Annotated in this window: 11 protein-coding genes; 2 read left to right on the forward strand and 9 right to left on the reverse strand. The window is 71.9% G+C overall.

Annotated elements, in window-relative coordinates; translation table 11 throughout:
• Positions 1-149: 149 nt before the first annotated feature.
• From B1L07_00445 to B1L07_00485, 9 genes are all read right to left on the reverse strand, one after another.
• Entirely contained in the window at positions 150-1,916 is a 1,767-nt protein-coding gene (locus tag B1L07_00445; protein AUZ53849.1) for a hypothetical protein, read from the reverse strand.
• Complete coding sequence (locus B1L07_00450; GenBank protein ID AUZ53850.1) at positions 1,913-4,045, reverse strand: hypothetical protein; 2,133 nt, start codon at positions 4,043-4,045, stop codon at positions 1,913-1,915. Before B1L07_00450 ends, B1L07_00445 begins: the two co-directional genes overlap by 4 nt.
• Positions 4,042-5,193 carry a hypothetical protein gene (locus B1L07_00455; protein ID AUZ53851.1) on the reverse strand — a complete coding sequence of 384 codons (1,152 nt, stop codon included), beginning with the start codon at positions 5,191-5,193 and terminating at the stop codon, positions 4,042-4,044. Before B1L07_00455 ends, B1L07_00450 begins: the two co-directional genes overlap by 4 nt.
• On the reverse strand, positions 5,190-6,092 hold the full coding sequence (locus tag B1L07_00460; protein ID AUZ53852.1) for a hypothetical protein: 903 nt from the start codon (positions 6,090-6,092) through the stop codon (positions 5,190-5,192). Before B1L07_00460 ends, B1L07_00455 begins: the two co-directional genes overlap by 4 nt.
• Positions 6,093-6,126: 34 nt before the next feature.
• The gene (locus B1L07_00465; protein AUZ53853.1) at positions 6,127-7,116 is read right to left on the reverse strand and encodes an AAA family ATPase; all 990 of its coding nucleotides are present in this window, start codon (positions 7,114-7,116) and stop codon (positions 6,127-6,129) included.
• A 16-nt stretch (positions 7,117-7,132) separates the two neighbouring features.
• A complete protein-coding gene (locus tag B1L07_00470) occupies positions 7,133-7,861 on the reverse strand; it encodes a twin-arginine translocation pathway signal (GenBank protein ID AUZ53854.1) in 729 nt (242 codons plus the stop codon).
• Positions 7,862-7,997: 136 nt separating this feature from the next.
• A complete protein-coding gene (locus B1L07_00475) occupies positions 7,998-9,332 on the reverse strand; it encodes a peptidase C69 (GenBank protein AUZ53855.1) in 1,335 nt (444 codons plus the stop codon).
• Between the two features lie 22 nt (positions 9,333-9,354).
• Complete coding sequence (locus B1L07_00480; GenBank protein AUZ53856.1) at positions 9,355-10,989, reverse strand: TldD protein; 1,635 nt, start codon at positions 10,987-10,989, stop codon at positions 9,355-9,357.
• Between the two features lie 177 nt (positions 10,990-11,166).
• A complete protein-coding gene (locus tag B1L07_00485) occupies positions 11,167-12,795 on the reverse strand; it encodes a TldD protein (protein ID AUZ53857.1) in 1,629 nt (542 codons plus the stop codon).
• 153 nt (positions 12,796-12,948) lie between these two features.
• Between B1L07_00485 and B1L07_00490 the strand changes: the two genes are divergently transcribed.
• Together B1L07_00490 and B1L07_00495 are read left to right on the forward strand one after the other, a co-directional pair.
• Positions 12,949-13,593 carry a hypothetical protein gene (locus B1L07_00490; protein ID AUZ53858.1) on the forward strand — a complete coding sequence of 215 codons (645 nt, stop codon included), beginning with the start codon at positions 12,949-12,951 and terminating at the stop codon, positions 13,591-13,593.
• 61 nt (positions 13,594-13,654) lie between these two features.
• A complete protein-coding gene (locus B1L07_00495) occupies positions 13,655-15,526 on the forward strand; it encodes a peptidase M61 (protein ID AUZ56379.1) in 1,872 nt (623 codons plus the stop codon).
• Positions 15,527-15,567: the final 41 nt, after the last annotated feature.

Below are 15,567 nucleotides of genomic sequence, written 5' to 3' on the forward strand. Positions count from 1 at the left end.
ACCGCAACAGCGACGCCACCCTGCCGTGCCGCTGCGGGAGTTGGCGACCCCCGGGGCATCGCCCGGATGGCGCGCCGGCCGGTCATGGCCAGCGATCGTAGGGCGCCGCAGGGCGTCGCCGGAGACCCCGCGGAAGCACCGGTCGCGGCCTACGGCGCGCCTGTGTCACGGCGGATGACAGCCGGGCGCCGCCGCTCCAGCCACCACAGCAGCGCCGCCACGCCGATGAAGCCCAGCAGCCACGGCCAGCGTGCACCGGGCACCGGCAGCGCGGATGCTGCGGTAATTCCGGTGCTGCCGCGCAAGGCTGAAGTGGCCTCGCGCGCGGCCTGCGCGTGCAGGGCGCGTGCGTCGGCCGGGGCGATGATCCGTATCCCGGCGCTGGTATCGCCGGCGACGACGCGGTGCCAGCCGGCCTGCCGCGGCCACCAGCCGCTGCAGTTGCCGGCGCGTGGATCGGCCAGCAGGAGGGTCGTGCCGCCATCGGGGGCTTCGATCCGGGTGCCGTTAGGCAGCCCGCACAGCGCGGTGCGCTCACCGGCCCAGGCCCAGGCGGGCAGCCGTGCCAGCGGCGATGCCGGCAGCGGCCGCGCCAGCACCGCCAGCACCTGGTTCCACAGTTCGGCATGGGTGTCGGCGTGGCCGGCCAGCACCAGGGTGTAGCTGTCGGCGACCGGCAACAGGCCGATGCGGCCGCGGCCGACGGCGCGCCAGCCGCCGATCGCGCTGCCGTCGGCGGCGCGCAGCAGCGGCACCACGCCGGGATTGGCGAACGCCAGGTCGAAGCGCTCGATGGCCGGCGCCGCGGGCGCGCGCTCACCGTCAGTACCTGCATCCGCGCCCGTATCGGCATCGCGCAGCTTCAGCGTGGCGGTCCGTTCGCCACCGCGCACCTCCAGCCCCCAGTCGCGCAGGGTGCGCCTGGCATTGGCGTCCAGCGCGCCGCCCATGCGCACCAGCACGCCGAGGCCGTCGCGCATCGCCGCGGCGATGGCCGCGCGCTGCGCCGAGGACAGCGCCGCCAGGCGGCGCTCGTCGAGCAGCAGCAGGTCGAGCCGGGCGAGGCTGGCCGGGTCGATGGCCGCCGGTGCATCGCCCAGCTGCACCCCGCCACCGACATGGATGCCGGTCTGCACGGTGGCGCCGGTGTCGGCGGCCCAGCGCTGCAGGTACTTCAGTTCCGGCCCCGGGGCGCCCGCCAGCAGGCGCAGCGTGGGCGCCGGCAGCGGGCGCACGCGCACCGGCACCGGTACCTGGTCGAGCCGCCTGCCCTCGCGGTCGAGCACGCGCAGGGTGAACTCGACGTCGCCGGCGTCGCGCGCGCTGGCCGCCAGGCGGACGCGACCGTCGTCACCGGGGGCGGCGAGGGCAACGCGATGCCCGGCCGGGTCGAGCAGCTCCACCCGCGCCTGCGGCAGGCCGTGCACGCGTGCGCCCACCTCGAAGCGCGCGCCCGCGGCGAGCGGTGGCGGCGCCTGCAGTTCGACCAGGCCGCGCGGCGCGGCACCGGGCAGGAAGCGCAGCGGCGGCAGTGTGGCATCGCGGTCGCGCGCCGGCAGGCCCTGGCCGACGATGACCAGTTCGCGGGTGCCAGGGTGCTGGCGCAGGGCGGTGGCCAGGTCGGGTACCCGCTCCACCCCCGCCAGCGCCGGCGCTTCCGGCAGGCGTACCCGGATGGCGGCACGAACCGCCGCCAGCTCCGCCGCGCGCGTGCCGGCGGTGGCCACCAGCAGCGTATCGGCAGGCACCGCCTGGCGTGGCGGGAACAGCGCCAGCCCGAGCAGCAGCGCCGCCGCCAGCTGCAGCACCAGCTGCACCGCCAGGCGTGCGCGCGGCGGCCGCGGCGGCAGGCACAGGCGCAGGCTGGCGAGCAGCACGGCCAGGGCGATGACCCCCAACGGCAGCCAGGCACTCATCGCGCGGTCTCCTGCGGTGCGGCCAGGGCATCCAGGTAGCGACGGCCCATGGCGTCGGCGGCATCGCGCCGTGCCGGCGGCCCGGGGGCGCGCGGCAGCGCCGGCCACAGCTGGTCGCGCAGGCGCTGGCGGCAGGCATGGCAATCCGGTTGCTGGCGCAGTGCGTCGATGGCGGCGGCGATGTCGAGTGGGTCGGGCACCGCCTGCGGATGCGCATCGAGCCAGCGCGACAGCGCGTCCAGGTTGACCGCCGCGTCCGCCGTCGCCAGCGCCCGCCATGCGTCCACCGGGGTGCGGTCGCCGGGCTTGCGTGGCGGTAGCTGCAGGTCGCGGTTGCCCAGCCCGTCGCGCTTGCCGCCCATGCGCCGCGCCAGGTCGATCGGCGGCAGCTCGGGGCCGACCCGCGCCAGGTAGACGCGCTCGGCCTGCTGCACCTGCTTGATGAAACCCAGCGCCTTGTAGGCGTAGGGCAGCGCCTGGTCGGGATGGCCCTGGCGCAGGTGCCCTTCGGACTGCCACATCTGGTCGAGCGCGGCCTTGAGGATGGCGCGGGTCTGCGGATCCAGCAGGGTGGCGGCCTCGGCGTGGTCGTGGGTATGGCCGTACTCGGCGAGCACGTCGGTGGCGCTGCCGAACGCCGCTGCGCTGCCGTCGCCGGCCTCGGCATGGTCATGGCCATCGTCGTGCGCGTGCTCACTGGCCGCGGTGTCGCCGGTGGGCGCGCTGTCGCTGGTTGGCGGCGGTTTGGCGCCACCCTCGGCCTCCTCGCCGAGGAACTGGCCATAGCGCAGGCGCAGGATGCGCTGGTCCACGCCGATGGCATCGGCCCGCCGGGTGAAGGTGTCGGCATCGAGCGCGCCGCGCTGCTTCAGCAATGCCTCGGCGTCGATGATGATCTGGCGCTGGCTGCGGAAATAGGCCGGCATCACTTTCTTGATCGCGCCTTCCAGGTCGCTGGTCTGCACTTCCTGCGCGCTGGGCAGGCGCAGGATCAGGCTGGGGCTGCGCGCTTCCTGCGGCTGCGGCGCGCGGTTGTCGCGCACGCCCAGGCGCGCCACCACCTCGTCGCCGGGGCCGACGCCCAGCGCCGCCAGGTCGACGTCGTAGGCGAAACGGCGCGCGGTGGCCGGGCCACTGCCGGCCAGCTCGATGCGGCGCTGCTGGAAGTCGATGTTCTCGCCGCTGCCCTTGGCGGTGGTGAGCTCCAGCACCGCGCCGGCGGCGACGCCGAAATCGTCGCGCGCTTCGAACCGCAGCGGCCAGCGGCGCTGGCGCGGCGCGGCGCGGGTCAGCGTCTGCACCGGTTCGATCACCTTCACCTGCGGCGGCCGGTCCGGCACCACCTCCAGCCGCCACGCGCGCCCGGCCCCGGCCAGCGCCGGTTCGGTGGCGATGCGGTACAGGCCGGAGCGCTGCAGGGTTTCGTGGGTCTGCCAGTGGTCGCCGTCGCGCTGCAGCGGCAGCCGGCGGCCATCGTGGAACTGCAGCCATGCCTGTTGCGGCTGCGGTGCGAAGCGCAGCTGCCAGTGCAGGCGGCTGCCCTGCAGGGCGCGCGCATCGAGCTTCGCGCCGGCGCTGGCGGGCTGGCCGGTATAGGCGGGCGGCGTCACCTGCAGCCGCGTGCCGCGCAGCGCGGGCGGCGCGGATAGGGCAGCGGCAGTCGCGGAGGCATCGTGGCCGCCCGCGACCACCGCGGCAGCGCGCGGCCACAGCAGGGCGGCGGCGGCGACCAGCAGTGCGGCGCCGAAGCACGCGGCCAAGCGCGGCCACGGCCAGCGTGGGCGCAGGTCGGGCGGCGCCGCGCGCAGGCGCTGTTCGATGCGCGCGCGCTGGCGCTGCTGCAGCGGGTTCAGCGTTTCCGGCGCGGCGAACAGCAGGTCGGCGCTGTCCTCCAGGCGCGGTTGCTGGTCCAGGCGCGCGATCAGCCAGCGGGTGTCCAGGCGCCGTGCGCGCCAGGTGGCGACAGTGGCGACGGCGAGCAGCGCCAGGGTGAGGGCCACGCTGCCGGCGTCGAAACCGGCCAGGCGCATCGCGAGCGCGCCCGCCGCCAGTGCCAGCGGCACGCCGCCGGCCAGAACGATCAGCAATACCCGGCGCCGCGCGCCATGCAGCAGGGCCTGCGGGTTCATGGCGGCCCCTGGCGCCGGCGCGCGCTGGCGAGCCAGCGTTCCAGCAGGAACAGCAGGGCGATGGCGGCGGCCAGCCACGGCACGGGTTCGTAGGCCGGCTGCGGCCAGGCGGCCGCGCCGCGGCCCGGCGCCATGGCCGCGGCCAGCGCCCGCGTCGGTGCCGGCGGCGCCTGCAGCACGTCGCGCAGGTGCTGCGGGAACCCGGCGTCCAGCAGCACCGGCAGGGTGGCCGGCTGCAGCGGCGCGGCCCAGCGCAGCCAGCGTCCCCCGCCGCCGGCCACCTGTTCGATCACCGGCGCGCCGCTGTCGTCGTGCCAGACCGGCAGGCGCTGGGTGTCGGCCGGCACCGGCGTGCGCGCATCGACCAGCAACCGGCCGCCCGCGCGCGCCCATGCCTGCACGGCGGCGGGAACCGGTCTGGCCGACAGCCAGACGCGCACGCCCGCGTCGTCGGCGAAGGGCTGCTCGTCGCCGTTGATGTCCACCGGCGTGGCGGCGTTCCATGCCTGGCCGACGGCCCGCAGCCACGGCAGGGCGCTGGCGCCGGCGGGGTCATGGCGGATGTGCAGGCGCGGTGGCGGCGCGGCGGTGGCTGCGGCGGCGGGCGGCGCGGCCGCGACGACCTGCCAGCGCACCGCGCGTGACAACCGCGGCAGCTGCGCGTCCAGTCCGTCCAGCACCGACGGCACGACCACGGCGAGCGGCGCGCCGGCCGGCAGCGTCGCATCCAGTTCGCGCAGCAGGCTGGCGAGCGGCTGCGCGGGCGGGGGCGCGGCGCCCGCATCGACCGCGGGGAAGCCCGGCGACAGCCACAGCCAGCGCGCGTCACCGCTGCCCGTCGCGCCGCGCGCGGCGGCGATGTCCACGCCGGGCGCCACGGCGACGCGCGGCGCATCGTCCTCGACACCTTGCAGCGCCGGCCGCGCCAGCAGCACCGCCAGCAGCGCAAGCAGCAGCAGCCGCACCAGCAGCAGCGGCCAGTCGTCGAAGCGGATGCGCCGGCGCGGGCGTGGCCTGGCCGACAGCCAGCGCAGCGCGGCAAAATCGATCAGCCGCTGCTCGTCGCGCCGCGCCAGGTGGATCAGCACCGGCAGCAGCAGCGCCGCCAGTGCGACCAGCCCCGCGGGGAACAGCCACACCAGGCTCATGCGCCGCTGCCTCCGCGGCCACCGGCCAGGCGTTGCAGCGGGGCGTCGATGGGCTCGTCGAGGAAGCCGGTGTCATGGCGGATGCCCGCGGCCTGCAGCCGTGCATCCAGCGTGCGCCGCGCCTCGGCGAAGCGCGCCAGGTAACCGGCACGCAGCAGGGCGCCGTCGCCGAGCAGTTCATCGCCGGTTTCCGGGTCGCGGAAACGATGGCCGTCGCGGAACGGGAAGTCGCGCTCCTCGGCGGTCAGCAGCTGCAGGTGCACGACATCGCGGCCGGCCCGGGCCAGGCGTTCGGCCAGGGCGATGGCGGTGTCGTCGAAGCCGTCGCCGATCATCACCACCAGGTCGTTGCCGGCGATGCGTTCCCACACCGGCGCCAGCGTTGCGTGCGCCGGCCACCGGCCCTGCGCGCGCAGGGCATGCAGCTGCAGGTGCACCCGGTCGCGCTGGCGCAGGCCATGGCCGGCCGGGACCAGGCGCACGCCGTCGCCGCCGATGGCGATCAGGCCGAAGGCGTCGCCCTGCTGCAGCGCCAGTTGCGCCACGCACGCGGCCAGGGCGCAGGCGGCCTGCAGGCGGGTCCAGTCGCGGCGTGCGTGGTCGGCCTGCGCCATCGAGGCGCTGGTATCGAGCAGCAGCCATACCGTGAGCGGGCTTTCGCGTTCGGATTCGCGCACGAAAAAGCGGTCCGAGCGCGCGTAGAGCTTCCAGTCGATCTGGCGCGGCTCGTCGCCGGGCTCATAGGCACGGTACTGCGCGAACTCGAGCCCGGCGCCGCGGCTGCGGCTGGCGTGCACCCCGATACCGCGGCTGCCGCTGGCCCGTTGCGGCAGCAGCCGCAGGCCGCGCAGGCGGCTGCGCACGTCGGCGGGAATCAGCGGGGGCGCGGTGGCGGCCAAGGTGGGTGCGGGCGGGGGTTCGGGCCGGTCCGGATCAGGTGGACAACGGCACCGCGCGCAGCAGCGCGGCGATCACGTCGTCGGCGCTCTTCTGCTCGGCCTCGGCGGCGAAGGACAGCAGCAGGCGGTGGCGCATCACCGGCGCGGCCAGTGCCTGCACGTCCTCGCGGGTGGCGGCGAAGCGCCCATGCAGCAGCGCGCGCGCCTTGGACGCCAGCACCAGCGACTGCCCGGCGCGCGGGCCGGCGCCCCATTTGATCCAGTTGTTCACTTCGGCCGGCGCGCCGTCGCCCGGGCGGCTGGCGCGCACCAGCCGGGTGATCCAGGTCAGCAGGTCGGCGCCGACATGCACGTCGCGCACCGCCGACTGCAGCGCCAGCACCGCGTCGGCATCCATCACCTTGGGCACCGCGCCGCCACCGCGGCCGGTGGTCTGCGCCAGGATGTCGCGCTCCTCGGCCTCGCTCGGGTAATCCACGCGCACGTGCAGCAGGAAGCGGTCCAGCTGCGCTTCCGGCAGCGGATAGGTGCCGGCCTGCTCGATCGGGTTCTGGGTGGCCAGCACGAAGAACGGCGCGGGCAACGCGTAGGTGGTGCCGGCGTAACTGACGGTGTGCTCCTGCATCGCCTCCAGCAGTGCGGCCTGGGTCTTGGGCGGCGTGCGGTTGAGCTCGTCGGCCAGCAGCAGGTTGGTGAACACCGGCCCGCGCTGGAAGCGGAACGCACGCTTGCCGGTGCCGTGGTCTTCCTCCAGCAGTTCGGTGCCGAGGATGTCGCTGGGCATCAGGTCGGGGGTGAACTGCACGCGCCGGAACTGCAGTTCCAGGGCCTGGCCGAGCGAGCGCACCAGCAGCGTCTTGCCCAGCCCGGGCGCGCCCTCGAGCAGGCAATGGCCGCCGGCGAGCAGGCCGATCAGCAGCTGCTCGACCACTTCCTGCTGGCCGACCACCGCCTGCGCCAGCGCGCCGCGCAGTTCGCCCAGGCGGGGCAGCAGGGAGTCGAGATCGTGGACGGGGGTGTTCATGCGGTCACCAATGGAGTCAGTGCGTCAGTGCGTACATCACGATGTTCACGCCGAATTTGGTGTTGTCTTCGGCCAGGAAGCGTTTGTTGCGCCAGTCGTAGTCCCATTCGCAGCCGTAGTCCTTGTTGCTGTAGAGCACGCCCAGGCGGCCGTCGATCTCGATGCCCTTCAGGTAGTCGTGCACCAGGTCGTCGCCCCAGCCGTTCAGTTCGAACGTGGTCGCCGGCGGGCCGTCGGGAAAGCGGAAGAAGCTGCGGTACAGCGGGTGGCTGTTGGGCAGCTTGGCCAGCGCGCCGGTACCGAAGATGGCGCGCATCTGCGCCTCGAACGAAGTGGCGAACAGGCCGTCGATGTCGTGGTTGCAGTCGTCCACCAGCACGAAGCCGCCGTTGCGCACGTAGCGCTCGAAGTTGCGGCGCTCGTCCGGATTGAACTCGACCAGCTTGTGCCCGGCCAGGTAGCAGAACGGCGCGCGCAGCATCTTCGGGTCGGACAGCGCGATGACATGCTCGACAGGGTCGACGCGCAGCGTGGTGTAGTCGATCAGCGAGGTGATCAGGTTGGACGGCATGCGCGCGTCCACGTCCCAGTCGCCGGAGTCGTACTTGAGCCGCGTGAACCAGAAATCGTAGCGGCTGGCCTGCGCGCGCGCCCTGCCGGGCAACGTGGCCGCCACCGCGCCGCCGAGCAGCAGGTGGAGGAATTGCGCACGCGTTAGCCGGGACGGTGACAAAGGCGGGAACATCTCGGGACAGGGCCCCCCTTCCGGGTAAAGGGGGGCGCGGCGACAGCCGCGGGGGAGCCGGCAGGAGCGGGGCGCGGGACCCCCGGTTTCGCGCCAGCGCGACCGGGGGCGGGCAAGGCCCGCGAAGCGGGCCTGCCTAGACCGCGTCGGACAGCGAGGTGAAGGTGAAATCGCGCAGCCGCATCGGCGGGATCATCATCACGAAGCTGGACTCGTCGCCGGCCACGCGCACCGGCTTGCCCAGCTCGTCGATGTTGTTGAGCATGATCACCGGCGATTCGTTGAAGCGGAAATTCTTCACCGGGTGCTTGATCTGGCCGTTCTCGATGTAGAACGTGCCGTCGCGGGTCAGGCCGGTCAGCAGCACGGTCTGCGGGTCGACCAGGCGGATGTACCAGGTGCGGGTGAGCAGGATGCCCTTCTGCGTGCCCTTGACCAGCTCGGCGATCGACTTGCTGCCGCCGCTCATCAGCAGGTTGCCCGGCCGCGCGTTGGCGGTCTTGCCCTGCTTCTGCGCCCAGTAGCGCGAGTAGTTCAGATTGGCGACCTTGCCGTTCTCGATGATCGCCATGCGCTCGCGCGGCATGCCTTCGCCGTCCCACGGCAGCACCGGCGCGTCCGGGTGCCACGGGTCGGCGAACATGTTCACCTGCGGGTCGTAGACCTGCTCGCCGAGCTTGTTGCCGCCGCCCTTCCTGGACAGGAAGCTGCGGCCCTCGTCGGCCGAACGCGCGTCGAAGAAGTTCATCATGAAGCTGATCAGGCCGGCGGCCGCGGCCGGCTCCAGGATCACCGTGTACTTGCCCGGTTCCAGCGCCTTGGCTTCGGCCGATTCGATCGCCTTGCGCTTGGCGATCTCGATCTCCTGGTCGGCGTGGAAGTCGGCCGCGTCCTTCAGGTTGCGCCCGACCCAGCCCGAGCCGCGGCCGTCCTCGGTGCGCACCGTGCAGGTGTAGTCGAACGAGGTGGTGCGCTGGTAGCCGAAGTTGCCCTTGCTGTTGGCGATGGCGACGAAGCCGCGGCTGTCCTCGAGGAAGCCGGCGGCGACCAGGCCGTGGCCGCGGCACGGCGCGATGGAATCGGCGGCAACCCTGGCGCGGAACTCCGGGTCGATGGCGGCGGTGGACTCGCTGAAGGTCGGGCTCGGCCTGTAGTCCTGCCTGTCGATGATGGGCATGAACTCCGGGTTCTCCGGCGCCAGCCGCGCCAGGTCCTCGGCGCGGCGCACCACGCGCTCCAGCGAGGCGTCGTCGAACTCATTGATCGAAGCGGTGCCCACGCGCTTGCCGAAGGCCACCTGCACGGCCAGCTCGGCGTTGGTGACCATGCCGCTGGTGGAGACATTGTTCAGCGCGAAGCGGATGTTGCCGTCGATGGAGCCGGCCAGGGTCGCGGTGCATTCGTCGGCCTTGGACAGCGCGATGACCTTGTCCAGGATGGCCTTGGCCTGCTGTTCGGTGAAGATGCTCATTGCTCAGGAACTCCTTGGACGGTCAGCCGAGGCTGCGCGCGGTATTGATGACGTTGATGCCGTCGAAACGGGCGGTGGACGAGCCGTGCGACACCGCCGAGACCTGTCCCGGCTGGCCCTTGCCGTCGAAGAACGAACCGCCCAGGCGGTAGTCGCGCTCGTCGGCCACCGCGCTGCAGGCGTTCCAGAACTCCGGCGTGCGGATCTGGTAGGCCACGTCCTCCAACATGCGGGTGATCTGGCCGTTCTTGATCTCGTAGAACAGCTGGCCACCGAACTGCGCGTTGTAGCGCTGCTGGTCGATCGAGAACGAGCCGTCGCCGATGATGTAGATGCCGTTCTCCACGTCCTTGATCAGGTCGGCCACGCTCAGCGGCGTCTTGCCCGGCGCCAGCGACACGTTGGCCATGCGCTGGAACTGCACGCTCGACCACGAATCGGCGTAGCAGCAGCCGTCGGACTCGGTCTTGCCGAGGATGTGCGCCTGGTCGCGGATGGTCTGGTAGTCGACCAGCTTGCCCTCGCGGATCAGGTCCCACTTCTTGCACTTCACGCCTTCGTCGTCGTAACCGACCGCGCCGAGGCTGCCGGGCTGGGTCTTGTCGGCGAAGATGTCGACCTTGTCGCTGCCGTACTGGAAATGCTGTTCGCGCTTGTCCAGGGTGGCGAAGCTGGTGCCGGCGTAGTTGGCCTCGTAGCCGAGCACGCGGTCCAGTTCCAGCGGGTGGCCGACCGACTCGTGGATGGTCAGCCAGGTGTGCGACGGGTCCAGCACCAGGTCGTACTTGCCCGGCTTGACCGACGGCGCCTTGAGCTTCTCCTGCGCCTGGCGGGCGGCCGCGACCGCGTCTTCGCGCATGTCGTAGGACAGCCCGTAGTTGACCACGCCGTTGGGCGACACGAACTTCTGGCCGGCGTCGCCGTCCAGGTACTCGAAGCCCATGCCCATCGGCGAGGACAGGCCGTCGCGGGTGCGGAACTTGCCGGTGGACTTGTCGATGGCGGTCACCGACATCGGCGCCCAGATGCGGTGCACGTCCTGGTCGATGTAGGAGCCGTCGGTGGAGGCGAAGTACTTCTGTTCGTTGACCAGGAACAGCATCGAGTTGACGAAGCTGGCGCCGGCGGCAAGCGCGGCGGCGTTGACCCCCAGCAGCAGGTCGGCCTTGTCCTTGATCGGCACTTCCATCGCGTTCTTGCGGATCGGCGTGCGCCAGCTCACCTCGCCGAAGCCCGGCGCCTTGGCGAACTGCACCGGCGCGGTCTGTACCCGGGCGTTGGCCTTGGCGATGGCGGCGGCCTGCTGCGCGGCCTTGACCACGCCGGCCGGGCTTAGGTCGTTGGTCGCGGCGAAACCCCAGGCGCCGTTGGCGATCACGCGGATGCCGGCGCCGGTGGATTCGGTGTTGACCACGTTCTGCACCTTGTCCTCGCGGGTGATCACGAACTGGCGCAGGTAGCGGCCGATGCGCACGTCGCAGTAGCTGGCGCCGGCGGCGCGCGCCGCGTTCATGGCATCGTCGGCCAGGCGCTTCTTCAACGCCGGGTCGATCGCGGTGAGCAGTTGTTCGGCGGCGATCGCCTTGCCGAAGAACGACGGCACCAGCAGGCCGCCGGCGGTGAGCCCGGTCAGGGCGAGGAAGTCACGTCTTTGCAAGGCAGTTCTCCGGTTGCGGTACGGCAACGAACGACAGTGGCTCCGCGGTGCTCTGCGAACCGTTTGATTCTTGCGGGACGCGGCTGGCCGCGGTAGTGACTTTAGACATAGGAACCAGTACCGCCTTCACCGCTGTGGCCGCCGCCCCCGGGCCCCCGCAAGCCAGCGCGCCGGGGCTCAGCCCAGGCTGCGCGCGGTATTGATGATGTTGATGCCGTCGAAGCGGGTCGTCGCCGAACCGTGCGATACCGCCGAGACCTGGCCCGGCTGGCCCTTGCCGTCGAAGAACGAGCCGCCGAGGCGGAAATCGCGCGCATCGCAGATCGCCGAGCAGGCGTTCCAGAACTCCGGCGTGCGGATCTGGTAGGCCGCATCCTCGACCATGCCGGTGATCTCGCCGTTGCGGATCTGGTAGCAGAGCTGGCCGCCGAACTGCGCGTTGTAGCGCTGCTGGTCGATGGAATAGGAGCCACGGCCGTGGATGTAGATGCCGTTCTCCACGTCCTTGACCATCTGCGCCGGGGTCAGCGGCACCTTGCCCGGCGCCAGCGAGACATTGGCCATGCGCTGGAACTGCACGCTCTTCCACGAATCGGCATAGCTGCAGCCGTGCGAGGCGTTCTCGCCAAGGATATGCACCTCGTCGCGGGTGGCCTGGTAGTTGACCAGGATGCCGTCCTTCACCAGGTCCCAGCGCCGGCACTTCACGCCCTCGTCGTCGTAGCCCACCGCGCCCAGGCTGTAGGGCTCGGTCTTGTCGGCGGTGAAGTTGACGATGTCGCTGCCCCAGCGGAAGCCGGCCTCGCGCTTGTCCAGGGTGGCGAAGCTGGTGCCGGCGTAGTTGGCTTCGTAGCCGAGCACGCGGTCCAGCTCCAGCGGGTGGCCGACGTTCTCATGGATGGTCAGGAACAGGTTGGACGGGTCCAGCACCAGGTCGTACTTGCCCGGCTTCACCGACGGCGCGGTCAGCTTCTGGCGCGCCTGCCTGGCCGCGGCGATGGCGTCCTCCACCGGGTCGTAGGAGTGGCCATAGCCGATCACGCCGCCCGGCAGGTGGTACTTGCCGGTGGCGTCGCCGTCGAGGAACTCCCAGCCCATCCCGGCCGGCGCCGACAGCCCGTTGCGGGTGCGGAACCTGCCGCTGGCCTTGTCGATCGCGGTGGCGGTGAACGGCAGCCAGATGCGGTGCACGTCCTGGTCGATCCACGAGCCGTCGCTGGAAGCGAAGTACTTCTGCTCGTTGACCAGGAACAGCTGCGAGTTGATGAAACTGGCGCCGGCGTTGAGCGCGGCGGCGTTCACCGCCAGCAGCAGCTCCACCTTGTCCTTGACCGGCACCGCCATCGCGTTGCGGCGGATCGGCGTCTGCCAGCGCACCTCGCCCACCCCGGGGGTGGGCGCCAGCTGCACCGGCCGGGTCTGGATTTTCGCGTTGGCGCGGGCAATCGCCAGTGCCTGCGCCACCGCCGCAGCCACGCCCTGTTCGCTGGACTGGTTGCTGGCGGCGAAGCCCCAGGCACCGTCGACGATCACCCGGATGCCGACACCCGCCGACTCACTGTTGGTGACGTTCTGGACCTTGTCCTCGCGGGTGATGATGGCCTGGTTGAGGTAGCGGCCGATGCGCACGTCGCAGTAACTGGCGCCGCCCCTGCGCGCCAGTGCCAGCACAGTGTCGGCCAGTGCCTTCTTGCGCGCCACATCGGCCGGCGCGAGCAGTTCCTCGGCGGCGATCAGGCGCGCATTGGGCAGCATCATGCCGGCGAGGCCGAGGCCGGAAAGCGCGAGGAACTGGCGGCGTTGCATGCGGGACTCCCTGGGTGATGCGATGCGGGCGCACCGCGCGTAACCACCGAATCTCGGCCGCGACACGGTGCGCGCACAAGTGACCATGGTCATGCGCGGCGTCGATGCGCGCTCCGGCACAATCGCCCGGGTCCCCTGCCCGCCGCTGCCGCGATGACCGCCAAACCCCATGCCGCGTCCTGCGACCGCAACCGCGAGCCGATCCTCGCAGTGCTGCGCCGCCACCTGGGCGAGGCCCGCAACGTGCTGGAGATCGGCAGCGGCAGCGGCCAGCACGCGGTGTATTTCGCCGCGGCCATGCCGTGGCTGCGCTGGCAGGCCAGCGACCACCGCGACCACCTGCCCGGCATCGGCCTGTGGCTGGACGAGGCCGCGCTGGCCAATACCCCGGCCGCGCTGGAACTGCAGGCGGTGGCCGGCGCCGGGCTGCAGCCGGCACCGGCGCTGCCGGTGGCCGCCGGCGTGGCCGGTTTCGATGCGGTGTTCACCGCCAACACGCTGCACATCATGGGCTGGGAGCAGGTGCAGGCACTGTTCGCCGGGTTGCCCGCGCTGATGGCGCCCGGCGCGCGGTTCATCGCCTATGGGCCGTTCAACTACGGTGGCGGCTTCAGCAGCGACAGCAACCGCGTCTTCGACGGCTGGCTGAAGGCGCGCGACCCGCGTTCGGGCATCCGCGATTTCGAGGCGGTCGACGCGCTGGCGCGCGCGCACGGGCTGCAGCTGCTCGAGGACGCGGCGATGCCGGCCAACAACCGCACCTTGGTGTGGCAGCAGGCACCGCTGCGGAACGGCTAGGATGCGTAAACTTCAACACGGGGCAGGGGAACGGATGTACGCGCACAAGTGGTGGTTGGCGATGGTGCTGGGGCTGGCGCCGCTGGCGTGCGCGCACGCGCAGGGCGGCCAGGCGCGGCAGGCGGCGATGCAGGTGCAGGCAAGCTACCCGGGCGTGATCGAACTGGAGGTGGATGCCAGCGACCTGGAACGGCGCATCCAGCGCGTGCGCCAGCGCATTCCGGTGTCGCCCGGTCCGTTGACCCTGTGGTACCCGCAGTGGATACCCGGCAACCATGCGCCGACCGGGCCGATCAACCAGATGGCCGGGCTGGTGATCCGCGGCAATGGCCAGCCGCTGCCGTGGACCCGCGACTCCGGCGACATGTACGCCTTCCGGCTGCAGGTGCCGGAAGGCGTGGACGCGCTCGACGTCCAGTTCCAGTACCTGTCGCCCACCGCCGCCGACCAGGGCCGGGTGGCGATGACGCCCAACCTGCTCGACCTGCAGTGGCACCGCGTGGTGCTGTACCCGGCCGGTTTCGATGCGCGCGGCATCCAGGTCAAGCCGGCCCTGCGCCTGCCCGAGGGCTGGCGCAGCGGCACCGCGCTGGACGTGGCCCGGCGCGACGGCGCGGTCGAGCATTACGCGCCGGTGTCGCTGATGACCCTGATCGATTCGCCGGTATTTGCCGGGCGCTGGTTCAGGCGCTTCGCGCTGGACGACAAGGCCGCCCGGCCGGTGTGGCTGGACGTGGTCGCCGAGAACCCGCAGGGACTGCAGGCCGAGCCGAAGGTGCTCGATGCGCACCGCGCGCTGGTGCACGAAGCGGACAAGGTGTTCGGCGCGCGCCCGTACACGCGCTACGACTTCCTGCTGGCGGTGTCGGACGTGTTCAGCGGCATCGGCCTGGAGCATGCGCAGTCCAGCGAGAACGGCATGCACGACGGCTACCTGCGCGGCGAGCGTCCCTACACCGACAACGACCTGCTGCCGCACGAATACGCGCATGCGTGGATCGGCAAGGCGTGGCGGCCGCGCCCGACCTGGGTGCCGCACTACAACGCGCCCATGCACAACGACGAGCTGTGGATGTACGAAGGCCAGACCCAGTACTGGGCGGTGGTGCTGGCCGCGCGTTCGGGCCTGTGGGCGCCGGACTACGCCATGGCGATGCTGGCGCAGTTGCAGGCCAACTACGCCACCCAGCCCGGGCGGCAGTGGCGCGACCTGCACGACACCGTCCACCAGGGCATCCTCGATTTCAATTCCAGGCCGCAGGCATGGGCCGACTGGCAGCGCGCCTTCGAGTTCTACAACGAGAGCACGCTGCTGTGGCTGGGCGTGGACGCGCGTCTGCGCACCCTGTCCAAGGGCAGGGTGGCGCTGGACGACTTCGCCCGCCGCTTCCACCAGGGCGGTGCGCAGGGCGAGATCCGCCTGTACGACCGCAGCGATGTGATGCAGGCGCTGGAAGCGCTGCAGCCCGGCGCGTGGGACGCCTTCATCGGCCAGCGCCTGGAGGCGCGTGACGGCAGCGCGCCGGACGGCCTGGAAGCCGCGGGCTGGGAGCTGTACTACAGCGAGACCGCGAACCCGGTGATCGCCGACGGCGAGGCCGGTGGCCTGGTTGACCTGCAGTACTCGCTGGGGCTGAAGGCCGGCAGCGACGGCGTGCTGCAATGGGTGGGCTGGGACAGCCCGGCATTCAAGGCCGGGCTGGCGAAAGACGCCACCGTGGTGGCGGTCAACGGCCTGGCCTACACCGGCGCGCGCTTGAAGCAGGCGGTGAGTGATGCGAAGGGCGGCACCCCGCTCGAACTGATCGTGCGCCAGGCCGACAGCTTCCGCACGGTGCGCATCGACTACCGCGACGGCCTGCGCTACCCGCACCTGCGCCGCATCGCCGGCCGCATCGACCTGCTGACGAAGATTCTTGCGCCGCGGCGTTGATGGCGTTGGCCCGGTTGCGCGGCGCGCGCGCCGAAGCGCTG

It is taken from the genome of Stenotrophomonas acidaminiphila, from assembly GCA_002951995.1.
Lineage (GTDB): Bacteria > Pseudomonadota > Gammaproteobacteria > Xanthomonadales > Xanthomonadaceae > Stenotrophomonas > Stenotrophomonas acidaminiphila_A.